The following is a 17,735-nucleotide window of genomic DNA, read 5'->3' as shown; positions in this document are numbered from 1 at the left end:
CAGCGTCAGTCGCAAGCTGTGACGGTCTTCACTGGTCCAGCGCGATGCGGTAGATGCCGTAGCTGCCGTTGCCGCCGTTGACGCCGGTGTCGTCTGCGCGGTCCACGCTGATGTTGGTCAGGCCTGCGGCCTGGGCCACGGCCAGTTCGTTCTTGGCCGACTTGAACAGCACCTTGCCCGTGGTCGCGACCTTGGCGAAGCGCCAGCTGCTGGTCGCGCCGTTGGCGGCGCGCGTGACGGTCTTCTTGGCCTTGACGTAGTTCAGCACCACTTCGCGGTTGGCGTCGGGCGATGCCCAGACGATGTCGAACGCCTTGCCCGTGCCCAGAATGAACGGCGCGCTGCTGTTGGCGCGGTAGTTGTTGGTGGCGACGATGAATTGCTGCGCGTTGTCCATGGGCTGGCCCTTGTAGCGCAGGTTCTTGATGCGTTCGCCGCCCTTGGCCGGGTCGTTGACGTTGTACTTGGCCTGGGTCACGTCGATCTCGTAGCTGATGTCCGTTGTGGTGAACACATCGAAGTTGTAGCCGGGGAAGGACGAGCCGGGTTGCACGCCGGTCTTGCTGTCATTGAGCAGCCACTGGTCTTCAGCCTTGGTCGGGTCGATCTGGTTGAAGCGGTTGGCCGCGTTTTCCAGCCACAGCTTGATCTGCGCGCCTGTGACCTTCACTGCATGGATGGTGTTGTTGTCATACAGGTACAGGTCGGCCGCCGCCGAGACCGTCATGGTGCCGGCCGCGACGTCGGTGAAGTCGCTGCTGTCGGAGTAGCCGGCCTTGAAAGGCGCGGTAACCGACAGCACGGGCAGATTGGCGTACTGCGGCAGGCTGGCCTTGACGTAGTTGGCCACGTACTCCTGCTGTGCCTGGTTGACGATCTGCAAGGCACCGACGTTGCCCACGTCGGCGAACATCGAGCTCAGGCGGAAGTCGCTGGTGCCAATGGGCGAGGCGACGTAGCTGCGGGTCTTGTCGTGCAGTTCCTGCACCGCGGCGATCACGGCCGGGTCGGAGTCCACGTACACCGTCTTGCCGGCCGCGTCCTTGGAGTCGGTGGTGCGCACCTGCACGTCGGTCTTGGCGGTGTCGACCGTCCATTTCTTGGCCGCGGCGTCCCACTTGAGCGCGTAGTTGATCACCCCCAGGCCCTTGCCCCACGAGCTGGCCATGACGGCGGGCACGCCGTTGACGGTGCCCTTGGCGTTGTCGGCGCCCGCGAACTTGTAGAAGGGGTTGGCGCTGCGGTCGGGGAAGGTGTTGTGCTCATGGCCCATCACGATGCCGTCGATGCCCGGCACCTCCTTGGTGATGTAGTAGCCGGGGTTCTCCATGTTGGCGAAGTAACCGTTGGCGCTCATGCCGCCGTGCAGCAGCACGAACACCAGGTCGGCGCCCTTGGCGCGCACTTCAGGCACATATTTGGCGGCGGTGTCGCGGCCGTCCTGCGTGCTGATCTTGCCTTCGAGCTTGTCCTTGTCCCAGTTCAGGATGCCGGGCGTGGTCAGGCCTATCACGCCGATCTTGATCGGCAGCGTGACGGACTTGCCGTCCGCCTGGGTCGCGGTGATGTTGCGCTCCAGGATGACGTAGGGGTCGACCAGCGGCTTGTTGCTCTTGAGGCTGGTGACGTTGGCCGTCACGATGGGAAAGCCCGGTCCCTTGTCCTTGGTGCCGATCTTCGGGTCCACGCCCGCGACGTCCAGCCCGCCGCCCAGGATCTGGCTCAGATAGGGCAGGCCGAAATTGAACTCGTGGTTGCCCAGCACGCCGGCATCGTATTTCAGCGTGGCCATGGCTTTGTACATGGACAGCTGCTGCGTGGCCGGCAGCGGCGCGACCTGGGCTTCGTAGGTGCCCAGCACCGTGCCCTGGATGGTGTCGCCGTTGTCCACCAGCAGGTTGTTGGGGAAGTCGGTGCGCGCCTTGCGGATCAGCGTGGCCGTGCGCTCCAGGCCCACGGCCTTGTCTTCCTTGTCCGAGTAGTAGTTGTAGCTGCGCGCGTAGTAGTGCAGGTCGGTCGTCTCCAGCAGCGCCAACTGAGCCGTGGCGTTTTGCACCACCGGTTCGGGTGTGGGCGCAGGCGCCGGCGTGTCGTTGTCGCTGCCGCCGCAGGCCGTCAGCGCGAGCGTGGCGGTCAGCGCCAACAGGGACGGCAAGCGGTGGCGCTGCGGATCGCGCGAACCAGATACGTGAAGGGACATCGAGAAGCCTCTTGGTTGTTAATGCGGGAAACGGGCGCAGACCATTGGAATGGTGGCGCCCCGCAGCGGGCCGGCCATGCCAGCCAAGCGCTGCAGTTCCATTGTTGTGAACAAGATTGACGCGCGTGTGACGGAGCCGTTGCCGCGTCGCCGATGCGGTGGCGAGGGCATGGCAGGCGCACCAGTTGGCGTTGGCTTGGTGACTGATCCCGGGAACGATGTCGCGGAGGCAGTAACTTTCACGGCCGGTTCATTCCATCTTTAAATTGACCAAATGTAAGTTTTCAATTAATTTGCAACCTGGCGCGCCTCGTTTCTGGTCGCAAGAGCCCAGACCGCTGTTTCTTGCAAGCCTTGAAATGCAACACAGCGCACTGTTCATTCCACCGCTTTTGTTTTCTTCCAACCCACTCAGCGGCCGCTCGCGCGCAGCCCTGCAGAATTGCCATGACCACTATCGATACCAGCGACAACAGCGCGCCGACCATCACCGGCGCCGCCGCGGCCAGCACGGGAGACAAGGCCAGCCTCCAGCCGTTTGCCAACGTCACCGTGGCCGATGCCGACGACGACCTGGTCAGCCTGCGCATCAGCTACAACGCCGACAACGGCACGCTCAGCGGGGCCGGCCTGTCAGGCACTGCCGGCAACTATGTGCTCAGCGCCACCACGCCCGCCGCCTTGAGCGCGCAGCTCAAGGCCCTCACTTTCACGCCGAAGGCCAACCAGGCGGTGGTGGGCGTCAATGTGGCCACCACGTTTTCGCTGACGGCCACCGACAGCCATGGCGCCTCCAGCGCCGTCGACACCACCACCGTGGTCCACGCCACCTCGGTCAACAATGCGCCGGTGCTCAGCGGCACGGCGGCCGGCCAGGCGGTGACGGCCGGCGGCACCGTGCGCCCGTTTGGTTCGCTCACCCTCAGCGATCCCGATGTCGCCGCCGTGGTGACCGTCACCATCCAGCTCGACAGCGCAAGCAAGGGCGTGTTCACGCCGGCTTCACTGAGCATGTCCGGCTTCTCGACGACCGACGGCGGCGTCAGCTATTCGCTTTCAGCGGCGGCGCCCGGTGGTGCCCAGGCAGCGCTGCAAGCACTGGTGTTCCAGACCACGCCCGGGCTGAACGCCACCACCACGTTCACGCTCAGCGTCAACGACGGCAGCGTCATCGTCAGCAACAGCAGCACCACCGTGCAGTCGGCCGTGCCCCCCACCACCACCGCGCTGACGGTGGCGTTTTCCAACGACACGGGCGTCAGCAGCACCGACCTGATTACCAAAACAGCGGCGCAAGCCCTGTCCGGCACGCTCAGCAGCGGCCTGCTCAGCGGCGAGCGGGTGGAGGTTTCGCTAGACAACGGCATCAGTTGGGCCAGCGCCAGCGCCAGCGTGGGCGCCACGACCTGGCAACTGGCCGGCCAGACGCTGAGCGGCGCCGGCACGCTGCAGGTGCGCGTGGCCAACAGCGGCGGCAGCAGCACGCCGCTCAGCGCCAGCTACCATATCGACGGCGCCGCTCCGGTGACTACCGGCACCGCAGTCGTCTTCGCGGCCGATACCGGCGCCAGCAACACCGACCTCGTCACGCGCACTGCCGCGCAAACCGTCAGCGGCACGCTCAGCGCCAGCCTGGTTTCCGGCGAACATGTGGAGGTCTCGTTCAACAATGGCAGCAGTTGGACCACGGCCAGCGCCAGCACCGGCAGCAGTGCCTGGACGCTGAATGGCGTGGTGCTCAGCGCCGGCAGCAATACCTTGCAGGTGCGCGTGGTCGATGCGGCGGGCAACGCCGGCAACGCCGTCGGCAGCCAGTATGTGCTGGACAACAGCGGGCCGAGTGCCACCCTGCACACCGATGTCAGCGTGGTCGGTGCCGGCCAGACGGCGGAACTCACGGTGACCTTCAGCGAGCGTCCTCATGGACTGACGCTGGCCAGCTTCAACGGCGTCGGCGGCACTGTAGGCAACCTGCAGGCCACGGCCGATCCGTTGGTCTATACCCTAGAGTACACCCCCTCCGCGGGCATCGGCAATGTGGTCGGCAACGTGCAATTGGTGGCTGGCAGCTATACCGATCTGGCGGGCAACAGCGGCGCCGGTGCCCTCTCGGCAGGGATGGCGGTCACGCTGGGGCCCACGGTGACGATCGCCAGCGACACCCAGACCCTGAACAGCGCCCAGACCGCCAATCTGACCTTCACTTTCAGCAGCACGCCTGTCGGTTTCACGGCCTCCGATGTGGTGGTCAGCGGCGGCACCCTCAGCGGCCTGACCAACCAGGGCGGCGGAGTCTATACCGCGCTGTTCACGCCGGGCGCCGAGCTCACCGGGCCGGCCTCGATCACGGTCACTGGCGGCAGTTACACCGACATCCTGAGCCTCGCGGGTGCCAGCGGCGTGAGCCCACGGATCGCCATCGACACCCGCGCGCCCACGCTGGCCATCACCAGCAATGCCAGCGCGCTCAAGATCGGCGACACAGCCACCATCACGTTTGCTTTCAGCGAAGCGCCGCACAACTTCGCCCTCGGCGACGTCACCGTGATCAACGGCACGCTGAGCGGGCTGGCCGTCACCGCCAACCCACTGGTGTATACGGCGCAACTCACGCCCGCGACGGGCGTGGCATCCGGCGCGGTCACGCTCAACGTGGCCCGTGGTAGCTATACAGACCTTGCCGGTAACAGCGGTGACGGCGGCTCTCTGACCGGCATACGCATAGACACCGTGGCGCCGGCGGCCAGCGTAATCAGCGCGCGCTTCTCGCAGGATGGCGGCGCGAGCAGCACAGACTTCATCACCCATAGCGCGGCCCAGACCATCAGCGGCACTGTCGACAGTCCGCTGGACGCCGGCGACTTCGTCGAGGTCTCGCTCGACAACGGCGTGACCTGGACCGGTGCCACCAGCGTCGGCACCGCGTGGTCCCTGGACGGCCAGACGCTTCGGGCCAGCGATACGCTGCAGGTACGCGTGACGGATGCGGCCGGCAACCATGGCGCGGTCTTCAGCGCCGCCTACCAACTCGACACCACGGCGCCCAGCGTGGCGCTGACCAGCAGCCTATCCGTGCTGCGTGCGGGCGAAACGGCCGATCTGGTCTTCACCTTCAGCGAGGCGCCCGCCAATTTCACGTTGTCCGCGCTCACGGTCACGGGCGGCACGGTCGGCAGCCTGGCGGCCACGGCCAACCCGCTGGTGTATACGGCGCTGTTCACCCCGAACTCCGGCCAGTCGGGCCAGCAGGCCAGCATCGCCGTCAAAGCCGGTGGCTACAGCGACACGGCCGGCAACAGCGGCCAGGCCAGCGCCGCGCTGGCGATCACACTCAACACCAGCGTGCCGACGTTGAGCATCTCCCGTGATGCGAGCGCGCTGGCCTTGGGTGAGACGGCGCTGATCACCTTCACTTTCAGCAGCGCTCCGGTGGGTTTCACGCCGGGAGACGTGTCGGTGAACAACGGCACGCTGAGCGGTTTCTCCGCCACCGCCAATCCGCTGGTCTATACGATGCAGCTCACTCCCACCCCAGGGCTGAACCAGGCCAGCGCCAGCGTGGTGGTGGCCACCGGCTCCTATGCCGATGCGTTCGGCAATGACGGCGAGGGCGCCGCCGCGCTGCCGATCGCCATCGACACCCTCGCGCCCAGTGTGACCATCACCAGCAGCAGTCCGGCCCTCAAGGCCGGCGAAACGGCGCAGATCACTTTCACCTTCAGCGAAGCGCCGCAGGGTTTCACTGCGGCCGATGTGAACACGACCGCCGGCACGCTCAGCGGCCTGGCGCCCAGCGCCAATCCGCTGGTGTACACGGCGCTGTTCACTCCCAGTGCCGGTATTGAGAACACCAGCGCCAGCATCACCGTGGCGGCGGGCGCCTTCACCGACGCCGCCGGCAATGCTTCGCTGGCCGCGCTGACGCCGCCGCTGGCGCTCGATACCAGAGCGCCGGCGGCGATGGCCGACACGGTCTCGTTCTCGGCCGATGGCGGTGTCAGCGCTACCGACCTGGTCACGAACGTCGCGGCGCAAACCATCAGCGGCACGGTGGACAGGCCGCTGGGCGCCGGCGAATACATCGAGGTCTCGCTTGACAACGGCTTAAGCTGGAACGGCGCCACCAGCAGCGACATGTCCTGGTCCCTGGCCGGCCAGACCCTGAGCGGGAGCAATATGCTGCAGGTGCGCGTGACGGATGCCGCCGGCAACCATGGCGCGGCCTTCGCGCGCGACTATGTGCTCGACACTGCGATGCCTACGGCCACCATCAGCACCAGCCTCGCCGGGCTGAAGACCGGTGATACCGCCGTGATCACATTCACCTTCAGCGAGGCGCCGATCGGCTTTACGGAGGCCGACCTGGTGGTCACTGGCGGCAGCTTCAGCGGATTGGCGGTCACCGCCAATCCGTTGGTGTACACCGGGCTGTTCACCCCCTACACCGGTGTGAACAGCGGTATCGGCGTGGTAAGCATCACTGCCGCAAGCTACATCGACACCGCGGGCAACCCAGGCGCCGGGGTCACGCTGTCCGCGATGCGCATTGATACCCAGGCGCCGACCACCGCCGGCGACAGTGTCGCATTCTCGGCCGACACCGGCGCCAGCGGCACCGACCTGGTCACCACCATGGCGGCGCAGACCATCAGCGGCACGCTGTCTGCCAATCTGGCATCCGGCGAGACGGTGGAAGTTTCGCTGAACAAGGGCTTGAACTGGGTTGCGGCCACCGCCAGCGTTGGCAGCAGTGCCTGGTCGCTGGCCAGCCAGACGCTGGTCGCGGGTGTCGGCCAGCTGGTGCAGGTGCGTGTGAGCGATGCCGTCGGCAACCACGGCGCGGTGTCCGGCCATGCCTATGTCCTGGACCAGATCGCGCCCACGCTGGAGATCACCAGCAGCAGGAGCGTGCTCAACAGTGCGGAGACCGCGCTGATCACTTTCACTTTCAGCGAAGCGCCGACAGGCTTCAGCGCCGCTAGCATCTCTACCAGCGGCGGGTTGCTCGGCGGCTTGACCGCGACGGCCAACCCGCTGGTCTATAAGGCCGTGTTCACCCCTTCCGCCGGCCAGGCCGCTGGCGCAGGCGCGGTGTCGGTCGCGGCGGGCAGCTACACCGACGCGGCTGGCAACAACGGCCAGGGGGCAGCTTCTGCGCCCATCAGCTACGCCACCGTGGCCCCGGGAGTGGCCATCAGCAGCGACGTCGACGCCTTGCGCAGCGGCGAGACGGCCCTCATCACTTTCAAATTCAGCAGCGCCCCGGAGGGCTTCACCGAGAGCGACATCGTGGTGAACGGCGGCACGCTCGGCGGACTTAGCGCCACCAGCGATTCGCTGGTCTACACCGCATCGTTCACGCCAGATGACGGTGTGGCGCAGGGAACTGCCGCGCTCAGCATAGCGACCGGCAGCTTTACCGATGGCAATGGCAGCGCTGGCGTGGGCGGCAGCATGCTGCCTATTCCCATCGACACACTCGCGCCCACGTTGAGCATCACCAGCTCGGCCGGCGCCCTCAATTCGGGCAGCACGGCTTCGGTCACTTTTACCTTCAGCGAAGCGCCGCTGAGCTTCTCGCTGGACAATATCGACGTCAACAACGGCCTGTTGAGCGAGCTGGTGCAGACGGCCGATCCGGCGATCTTCACCGCGGTGCTGACCCCGGCGGCCAACGTGGCCAGCGGCCATGCGGTCATCAGCGTGGCGGCCGGCGCCTACACCGACCTGGCCGGCAATGCGGGCACCGGCTTCACCTCCCCATCGATCAACATCGACACCCTGGCGCCCGGCCTGACCAGCGGGACGCTGCTGTTCTCGGCCGATTTCGGCGCCAGCCAAACCGACCTTGTTACCAGTGTCCCCGCTCAGAACATCGCCGGCACTCTGTCCGGCGGCGTGCTGGCGGTCGGCGACATCGTGCAAGTATCGCTGGACAACCGCGCCAGCTGGCAAAGCGCCAGTTCGACCGCGGGCGGCAGCGGGTGGGTGCTGTCCGGCCAGACCCTGGCCGCAGGCAAAGGCAGTATCCAGGTGCGTGTCAGCGACAGCAACGGCAACCACGGCGTGGTCAAGAGCCACGCTTACGAACTCGACACCACCGTGCCCAGCGTCAGCATCAGCAGCGACAGCACCAGCCTGCGCGCCGGCCAGTCGGCGACCATCAGCTTTGCCTTCAGCGAGGCACCGAGCGGATTCACGATCGGCGACCTGATTGCTTCGGGCGGCACCCTGAGCGGCTTCACCGCCACCGCCTATCCCCTGGTCTACACGGTGGTGCTGGCCCCTACGCCCGGCATGACGGGCAGCGCCAGCGTCATCCTCGGCAACGACCTGTATACCGATATTGCCGGCAACGGCGGCAGCGGTGGCAGCTCGCCATCGATCACGGTCGATACCGCGGTGCCGACCTTGTCGATCACTACCAGCGACGACACCCTCAAGGCCGGCGCGACCGCCACCATCACCTTCACCTTCAGCGAAGCGCCGACTGATTTCGCTCTGGGCGATATCTCGGCCACCAACGGCACACTGAGCGACCTGGTGGCCGGCCCCGGCGGGCTGGTGTTTACCGCCTTGTTCACGCCCACGGCCGGTCTTGCCAGCGCCCAGGCCGTGATCCACGTAGGCCCTGGTGCGTACAGCGATGCGGCCGGCAATGGCGGTGCCGGCGCCAGCAGCCTGCCCATCGACATCGATACGCTGGCGCCGACCACCGCCGTCAACGCCGTTGCGTTCTCGGCCGACAACGGCGCCAGTCAGAGCGATCTGATCACCAATTTCGCTTCACAGATCATCACCGGTACGCTGACTGCGCCGCTGGCGGCCGGCGAACGGGTAGAGCTATCGCTGGACAACGGCGCCAACTGGCTCACCGCGATCGCCACCGCTCCCGAATCATGGGCGCTGATGCCGCAACAAGTGCTGGTCGGCAGTGGCACGCTGCAGATGCGCGTGGCCGATCGTGCCGGCAATACCGGGCCGGTGCTGTCGCAAGCCTATGTGCTGGATGTGGAACCACCGACCGTGGTCGTCACCAGCAGCGCCAGCACGCTGCGCGCGGGCGAAACCGCCACCTTGACCTTTACCTTCAGCGAGGTTCCGCACGGGTTCGCGCAGTCCGACCTGGCGACGCTCAACGGCACGCTGAGCGGGTTTTCCGCCACCGTCGACCCGCGCGTGTATACGGTGCAGCTGACGCCCAGCGCCGGGCTGAACGGTGGGAGCGCGAGTGTTTTCCTGGCGGCCGAGCGCTACACCGATATTGCGGGCAACCTCGGCGGCAGCGCCAGCTCGCCGCTGATCACGGTCGATACCGCGCCGCCGGTGCTGCAGATCACCAGCAGCGCCCAGACTTTGCGACACGGTGAGTACGCCACCATCCTCTTCACGTTCAGTGAAATTCCGGTGCACTTCGCATTGAACGATGTCAGTGTCAGCGGGGGCGTGCTCAGCGGCTTTGGTCTGACGGCCAATCCGCTCGTCTATACCGCCATCTTCACGCCCACCCAGGGCGTGGTCAGCGGCAGCGCCACCATCGGTGTGGGCGGCGGCGCCTACACCGATGCGGCCGGCAATTCCGGCGTCGCGGCGACGATGCTGCCCATCAGCTACTACACGCTGGCGCCGAGCACCGCCGTCACCTGGGTGGCCTTCTCCCACGATACCGGGATCAGCCATACCGACCTGATCACTTCCATTCCCCTGCAGACGATCTCGGGGACATTGAGCGAGCGGCTGATGAGCGGCGAGAGGGTGGAAGTCTCGCTCGATAGCGGTGTTACATGGGTCAGCGCCAGCAGCACCGTTGGCAGCGATGCCTGGTTGCTGGCCGGCCAGACTCTGAGCGGCAGCGACGTGTTGCAGGTGCGCGTGGCCGATGCCTTCGACAACCATGGCACGGTCTGGTCATCGCCCTATACCCTTGATACCACGCCGCCCTCGGTCGCCATCACCAGCAATGTGCCGGTGGCCAACGGCGTGACGCCGGCCATCATTACTTTCACTTTCTCCGAAACGCCGCACGGCTTCAGGGACGCCAATATTTCGGTGGCTGGCGGCCAACTGGGCGCGTTGACGGCCAGCACCGATCCGCGCGTATTCACCGCCACCTTCACCCCTGCGTTCGGGGTGGGCGCCGGCAGCGCCACTATCACCGTCAATGGTGGTTATACCGACCTGGCAGGCAACAACGGCGGCGCAGGCAGCATTCCATCGCTGGAGATCGACACGCTCGCGCCTGTCGCCGCCGTCGGCGGCGTGCAGTTCTCCAACGACAGCGGCGCTGTAGGCGACCTGATCACCAATGATCCGACGCAAACCATCAGCGGCACGCTCAGTGCGCCGCTGTCAGCCGGCGAGCGCGTGCAAGTGTCGCTGGATGGAGGCCAATTCTGGTATTCGGCTGCCACCAGCGGAACGACCTGGAGCCTGGCCGACCAAACCCTGGTCGGAGACAGCAACGGCAATGGCACGCTGGTGGCGCGCGTGGCCGATGCCGCAGGCAATTCAAGCCCGCCCTACCGTATCGACTACAGGCTGGACACCCAGGCGCCCACGGTGACCATCAGCAGCAACGCCAGCGGCACGCTGCGCCCGGGCCAGAGCGCTGTGCTGACCCTCACGCTCAGCGATGCGGCCGTGCTGACGCCATCCCAGATCGTCGTCAGCGGCGGCACGCTGAGCAATTTCAGCGGTAACGGCACGACCTACACCGCAACCTTGACGCCGGCCGCCAACAGCAGTGCGCCGCTGACCGTCAGCGTGGGTGGCGGTGTGTTCTCCGATCTCGCCGGCAACCCCAGCGTGGCCGCCACGCCGCTGGTGCTGAGCGTGAACACCCTCCCGGCCACGCCGCAGCCCGAGCCTGAGCCTGAGCCTGAGCCGCAGCCCGAACCGACGACCGTCGATGGCGTGGCCATCACCATCACGCAGGGCCCCGGAGGGTCGACGATCATCACCATTCCCGTGGTGACGTCCAATCGGCCCGAGACGCCGGGCACGCCTTCGGCACTGGCCGACATCCCGTTGTTCACGTCCTCCAGCGGCCATGCCCTGGTGCTGGCCGGTGTGCCTACCGGCGTCGGGCTGCAAGCCGAAGGCCTGCCGCGCAGCACGATGGGGCAGACGGCCCTGGCAGAACTCATCGGGCGCATCGAGCAGGTGGCTGGCGACGACGCCGGGCTGATCGCGGTGGGCCAGGCGTTCCATGCGGGCCTGCCGTCCGGCGCGGCGCTGGCGGTGCAGATCCTCAAGCCCATAGCCGGTGCGGGCTTCGATCCCGACACGCCGCTGGTGATCACGGGCAGCAGCAATGCGGCCGACGGCAGCCAGGCCGTCATCCTGGATGCGCGTTCCCTGCCCAGCGGCAGCACCATCCAGGTGGACCATGTCGACTTCCTTGCCGTGGTGGGCGCGGTGCGCATCATTGGCGGCGCGGGCCGGAACACGGCCGCAGGCGATGGCGCGGCCCAGTACATCGTTCTGGGCGCCGATGACGACATCATCCACGGCGGCGGCGGCAACGACACCGTGGGCAGCAAGGGCGGAAACGACCAGATCTACGGCGATGAAGGTGACGACATCGTGTTCGGCGGCGCGGGCAATGACCTGCTGTCGGGCGGCAGCGGCAGCGACCGGCTCAATGGCGGCACGGGCTTCGACGTGGCACTGCAGGAAGGCAAGCGCAGCGATTACTCGATCACGCTGGACGGTGCGGGCATCAAGCTGACGCATATCGCCAGCGGCATCTCGGACTGGCTGGTCGATGTGGAGCAGGTGCGCTTCGAGACCGGCCCCCTACTCACCCTGGCCCATAGCGCGGCCGAGGAAGCCGCGGCCTTTCTGTTCCAGCAATGGATGGGCCGCGATTTGACGAAGGCCGAAGGCGCGGTGATTCAGACGCTGGACGGCCTCAGCGCTTTGCAGGTTGCCCAGCTGTTTGCGCTGGTGTACCCGCAACAGGCGGGGAGCAAAACGCCAGAGCAACTGCTCGACGGCATGGAAGGCGCGGGCTCCATCCGCGTGAACGCCGAACGTATAACGGCGTTTTTGGGCGATGCGGGCGACAACACCATCGCTCCGGCGCTGGGCCTGGCCTGGTCCATCGATGGCGGTGCGGGCATAGACACCATCGTCTTCCCCGCCACCCTGGCCCAAACGCATATCGAAGCCAGCGCCAACGGCTTCACGCTGCAGCGCATGACCGATGGCGCGATGCTGGAATTTGTCAACGTCGAGCGCTTGACGTTCAGCGACACCCAGGTGGCGCTGGACCTCGACGGCCATGCGGGCCAGGCCGCCAAGCTGCTCGGTGCGCTGGGCGGCGCGGCCTTCCTCGACAACAAACCGCTGGTCGGTGAAGTGATTCGCGCATTGGATGCGGGCATGAGCGCGCAAAGCCTGGCACAGCTGGGCCTGCAGGTGCTGGGCGCGAAGACATCGCTGGAAGTCACGCAATTGATCTGGACCAACGTCGTGGGCAGCGCCGCGACGCCGGCCCAGCTGCAACCCTTCGTCGACATGATGTCCCAGGGCGTGACGGGCGGCGAACTGGCGGTGCTGGCCAGCAATCTGGAGCTGAACACCACGCGCATCGACCTGGTGGGCCTGGCGGCCACGGGGATCGAGTTCGCCTAATGGCTTAGGCGATAGGGATGCGGCTCAATGCTGCACCGCTTCATCCCACAGGCGCATGATCTGGCTGACCGCGGCCTGCAGCGCCACGGCCGGCACGCCGTCTCTTGCCGAGATGGAGACTCCCGACAGAAAGCTGTCGAAGACCGTCGCCAGCGCCATGGCGCTGGTGTCGGCTCGCAGCTCGCCGCTGGCGATGCCGCGCTGCACGCAGGCAACAAACCCGGCGCGCGTGCGCGCACGCGACGCATCCAGTGCGTGTGCCACCTCCACACTGCCCACGGAAGGTGCGCTCATCCCGCCCAAGGCGACCATGCAGCCGCGCGGGTGGCCTGGTTCGGATTGCATTGCGGCCGACTGCCGCAAGGCCGTCTCTATGGCATCGCGTGGCGTGAGCGCCAAATCCTGTAAGGGCGCGGTGACACGCCCGTGCGTGGACAGGTAGCGCGCCACGCATTCCTGGAACAAGGCCTCCTTGGAGCCGAAGGCCGAGTAGAAGCTGGGCGCGGAGATGCCGCCGCCCAGGCCTTGCTTGAGCTGCGCCAGCGAAGTCGCATCGTAGCCATGCTCCCAGAACAGGTGCATGGCCTCGGTAATGGCCTGGTCTCGGTCGAACGTGCGCGGGCGCCCCATCTGGGCCATATCGAATCTCCTGGAAACAGGCTTCAATACTAATCGGTACAAAAGTTGTTGACAAGCCGATTGGCCTGCAACTACATTTGTACCGTTCGTTATATATATAGGTCTTTCCATGGATTCCAAACACTTTTCCCCGTCCTGCGCGCCGCCTCTTCAAGCGCCAGCCAGCGGCTTGCCTGTAGGCGCGCTGCTGGCATTGGCCATGACCGGCTTCATTTGCATCGTGACCGAAACCTTGCCTGCGGGCCTGCTGCCACAAGTCGGGCAAGGCCTTGGCGTCTCGCAGGCCATGGCCGGGCAGATGGTCACGGCCTATGCCCTGGGCTCGGTGATTGCCGCCATTCCGTTGACCATCGCCACCCAGGGCTGGCGCCGGCGCAACGCCTTGCTGCTGGCCATCGTGGGCTTTTTGCTGTTCAACAGCGTCACAGCGCTGTCATCGCACTTTGCGCTGACACTGCTGGCCCGGTTCTTCGCGGGCGCGGCCGCGGGTCTTGCCTGGAGCCTGCTGGCGTCGTACGCGCGGCGCATGGTGCTGCCGCACCAGCAGGGCAAGGCGCTGGCGCTGGCCATGCTCGGAACGCCCATCGCCTTGTCGCTGGGCGTTCCGCTGGGAACGTGGATGGGAACGCTGGTCGGCTGGCGCAGCGCCTTCGGCATCATGTCGGGCCTGACCCTGATCCTCATCGTCTGGGTGCTGACCAAGGTGCCCGATTACCCTGGCCAATCGGGTGCGCAGCGGCTGCCGCTGAAGAAGGTGCTCACTACGCCCGGTGTGCGGCCGGTGCTGGCCGTGGTGCTCACCTGGATGCTGGCCCACAACATTCTCTACACCTACGTCGCGCCTTTCGTGGCCCAAGCGGGTCTGGGCGAGCGTGTGGATCTGGTGCTGCTGGCGTTCGGTGCGGCGGCGCTGGTCGGCATCGCCATTTCGGGCAAAACCGTGGATCGCCACCTGCGCCGTTCGGTGCTGATCAGTCTGGCGGCGTTCGGCGCGGTGGGCCTGCTGTTCGCCGGCTGGGCCGACGTGCCGGCAGCGATCTACCTGGGTGTGGCCGCATGGGGACTGAGCTTCGGCGGCGCGGCCACCTTGCTGCAGACCGCCTTGGCCGACTCGGCCGGCGAGGGCGCCGATGTGGCGCTGTCGATGAATGTGGTGGTGTGGAACAGCGCCATCGCCGCTGCGGGCTTGCTCGGCGGCGTGCTGCTGAATATCTGGGGGCCGCAGTCGTTCCCTTGGGCGGTGGTCGCGCTGGTCGTTGTGGCTTTGGCGATCACCAGGTCGGCGGCCCGCCATGGATTCGCTGCCGCGCCGCGCAGCGGCAGCGCGGCAGTGATAGGGCACTGACGGGTTACGGCTTGGTGAGTTGCGGAAACTTGATTCCCAGCTGGTCCAGATAAGTGTCGTACTTTCTTGCGTCGTAGTAGAAGCGGCGCATTTGGGGACGAAATTTCTCCATGACTTCCTGGTTCATTTGTATCTGCGGCTGGTCCTGCGGGCCGATGAGTGGGGTGTACTTCTGGCTTGCCAATTGCGTCTCGTTGAAATACTGGTGCGCCGCGACCAGAATTTCTGGCTGGGTCAGCAAGTCGACGGCCGTCATCGCCGTCACGCGGGCCCCGGCGATGATGCCTTTGTGCGCAATGGGCGTTGCCATCGCCATGGCGGCCGCCCAATGGTGGCTTGGCACATTGGGAATATTGGCCGGGTAGTAAAGCGTGACGGTGGGCGCGACCCAGGAAACATCACCAATATCGTCCGAGCCGCCGCTCCTGGCCGGAGATGAAGGTGCGGCCAGCGTCGCGGGGGCGGTGGTGTTGAGCCCCGTGGGCTTGCTGCTCACCAGTGTCTGCACCGCTTTGGCGAAGGTCTGCTCGTCATCGGTCCATGCGGGCAAGCCAACGCTGGCGATGTTGGCCTGCATCGCTTCGGCGATAGGGCGGTTGAAGTGGCGCGGTGCCGAAGCGCCAATCAGGGTGCGCGTCACGGTGGTGTCTGTCATGTCAGCCGCGGCTTGGGCGATCTTCCAGTTGATGGCGGCATTCGCCGTGATGTTCTCGAAGTCCATTTCGCGCAGGAAGTACCAGACCGAGGCTTCGTCGGGCACCACATTGGGTTGGTCGCCGCCGTTGGAGATCACATAGTGCGAGCGCTGCTCCGGGCGAAGATGTTCTCGGCGGAAATTCCAGCCGACGTTCATCAGCTCGACGGCATCGAGCGCGCTTTGCCCTTTCCACGGAAGCAAAGCGGAATGCGCCGCGCGCCCCTTGAAGTTGTACTGCACCGACACCATTCCCGTGCCGTCGGCCTGCCCCCAGGTGGTGCGCAAATTGTTGCTCACATGGTTGTAGAGCACGGCATCCACGCCGCGGAACAGTCCGTCGCGCACCATGAACGCCTTGCCCGCCAGCAGTTCCTCGGCCACGCCCGGCCACAGCACCAAGGTTCCGGGCAGGCGTTCGCGCTGCATGATGGTTTTGAGCGCCAGCGCGGCGACGATGTTCACCGCCTGTCCCGAGTTGTGCCCCTCGCCATGCCCTGGCGCGCCTTCCACCAGGGGCTCGCGGTAGGCGACGCCTGGTTTTTGCGACGCTTTGGGCAGGCTGTCGATGTCGCTTCCGAGTGCGATGACGGGCCGGCCATTGCCCCATTGCGCTTTCCATGCGGTGGGCATTCCCGCAATATTGCGTTCCACCTGAAAGCCATGCTTTTCGAGCAGCGTGGTCAGGTAGTTGGATGTTTCGTGCTCTTGAAACGCGAGTTCGCCATAACTGAAAAGCGTGTCGTTGATCACCTGTGCCAGTTTCTGCTGCGAAGCGACTTCGCGCTGAACTGCAGCCTTGAGCTGTGAAAGCTTTTCAGCAGACAAGCCGACCGATGGGGTGGGCTGGGCGTGGCTGCCTGCTGTCACGAGCAGGCACGCCAGACCCAGCGCAAATGAATGTCGCATATTCATGGAGCGTCCTTGTTCAGAAAGAGTGCGTGGTGCCAACATGGGCTGCGCAGACCACAAGGCAACCGGCCATCAAGACATATCCGGTACGTAGCTTGCTATTCATTGGCTTGTCCCCAGTCGTTGTGGATTGATGTCAACCACTAGGGCATGTACTCATCTCGCAGGCAATGCCGAAGGGTGGTTAAATTCTGGGGCGTTACTTGATCCACGAATAATCGTTATTCGGCATAAAACTATCCGAAAAACGATTCACCTTGAGAGGCAATATGAGCACCATTTTTACGCCGGACTCCGTGACGCTGCCGTTCAGGCTCAAATTTCGGCAAATGGTATTGCTCGATGCGCTCGCAGACTCTCAGTCGCTGCGCAAGGCAGCGCTGGTCGCCAATCTGACGCAGCCTGCGGCCACGCGCGCGATCTCGGAATTGGAGTCGGCGTTTGGGGTGCAGTTGTTCGAGCGCTCGCATCGCGGCATGGCGCCTACCGTTTTCGGCGAGGCCTTGATCCGGCACGCGCGTCAATTGCTGTTCGATGTCCAGCGTGCGCATGATGAGATTCAGGCGCTTCGATCCGGATCACATGGGTTTGTCAGGGTGGGGGCGCTGCTTTCGTCGGCTTTCAAGCTGCTGCCCATGGCCATAGGCGAAGTGAAGCGGCAATACCCCCGGCTGCGCGTATCGATCGATCAGCTGCCTCAGCCACCGCTGGTGGCCAAGTTGCGCGAGGGCAGCCTGGATGTCATCTTGTGCCGGCTGGTGACCGATGCCGGCGCCGCCGAACACCTGGTGCAAACGCCCTTGTTTGACGACGATTTCGTTCTGGTCGCAGCGCGCAATCACCGGCTTGCGCGCGCCAAGAGCCTCACGATGGCGGACGTGATCGATTCGCCTTGGGTGCTGCCGCACTCCAGCGGCGTGCTCTACAACCATGTGCAAGCGCTGTTTCTGACGCAGATTGGGCGACTGCCCGTAGATGTCGTTGAATCCACGACCTCCTTGGCGACCAATTTGATGTTGATCGAGCACTACGGCTATCTGAATTTCATGCAGCGCACAGTGGCTCAGAGCTATGCCGAGCGCGGAGCGCTGCGCATTCTTCCGATGTCGCTGGGCAGTCCATTGGGCCCGCACGTGGTGGCCGTGCGCAAGGATTCGAGTCATCCACCCGCGACCGTCGCCTTGTTGAATGCCTTGCAGAAAATCGTGCAGCAGCAAACCATGCCTGGCGGCATCAAGGAGTGAACCGTTTTTGGCATACGGATCGGAAAAAATAGAATTATCCTGAATTGGTGACGAGACCTAAGC

6 protein-coding genes are annotated in these 17,735 nt (G+C 65.4%); 3 read left to right on the top strand and 3 right to left on the bottom strand.

Going from position 1 to position 17,735, the window contains the following annotated elements; translation table 11 throughout:
* Positions 1-28 precede the first annotated feature (28 nt).
* Complete coding sequence (locus KHY18_RS04620) at positions 29-2,200, bottom strand: bifunctional 2',3'-cyclic-nucleotide 2'-phosphodiesterase/3'-nucleotidase (RefSeq protein ID WP_213294816.1); 2,172 nt, start codon at positions 2,198-2,200, stop codon at positions 29-31.
* Between the two features lie 447 nt (positions 2,201-2,647).
* On the opposite strand from KHY18_RS04620, the gene KHY18_RS04615 reads away from it, so the two are divergent.
* Positions 2,648-12,838: an Ig-like domain-containing protein gene (locus KHY18_RS04615; protein WP_213294814.1), complete on the top strand. Its 10,191-nt coding sequence runs from the start codon at positions 2,648-2,650 to the stop codon at positions 12,836-12,838.
* Positions 12,839-12,862: 24 nt separating this feature from the next.
* Here the strand turns inward: KHY18_RS04615 and KHY18_RS04610 are convergent, their stop codons facing one another.
* Entirely contained in the window at positions 12,863-13,477 is a 615-nt protein-coding gene (locus tag KHY18_RS04610; RefSeq protein WP_213294813.1) for a TetR/AcrR family transcriptional regulator, read from the bottom strand.
* A 109-nt stretch (positions 13,478-13,586) separates the two neighbouring features.
* On the opposite strand from KHY18_RS04610, the gene KHY18_RS04605 reads away from it, so the two are divergent.
* On the top strand, positions 13,587-14,822 hold the full coding sequence (locus KHY18_RS04605) for an MFS transporter (protein ID WP_249728910.1): 1,236 nt from the start codon (positions 13,587-13,589) through the stop codon (positions 14,820-14,822).
* Positions 14,823-14,826: 4 nt separating this feature from the next.
* Here the strand turns inward: KHY18_RS04605 and KHY18_RS04600 are convergent, their stop codons facing one another.
* A complete protein-coding gene (locus KHY18_RS04600; RefSeq protein ID WP_213294812.1) occupies positions 14,827-16,431 on the bottom strand; it encodes an amidohydrolase in 1,605 nt (534 codons plus the stop codon).
* Positions 16,432-16,697: 266 nt separating this feature from the next.
* Between KHY18_RS04600 and KHY18_RS04595 the strand changes: the two genes are divergently transcribed.
* The gene (locus tag KHY18_RS04595) at positions 16,698-17,672 is read left to right on the top strand and encodes a LysR family transcriptional regulator (protein ID WP_213294811.1); all 975 of its coding nucleotides are present in this window, start codon (positions 16,698-16,700) and stop codon (positions 17,670-17,672) included.
* The last annotated feature ends 63 nt before the right edge of the window (positions 17,673-17,735 follow it).

Source organism: Acidovorax sp. CCYZU-2555 (assembly GCF_018413525.1).
In the GTDB taxonomy this organism is placed as follows: Bacteria; Pseudomonadota; Gammaproteobacteria; order Burkholderiales; family Burkholderiaceae_C; genus Comamonas.
This window is presented reverse-complemented; position numbering and strand designations above follow the sequence as displayed.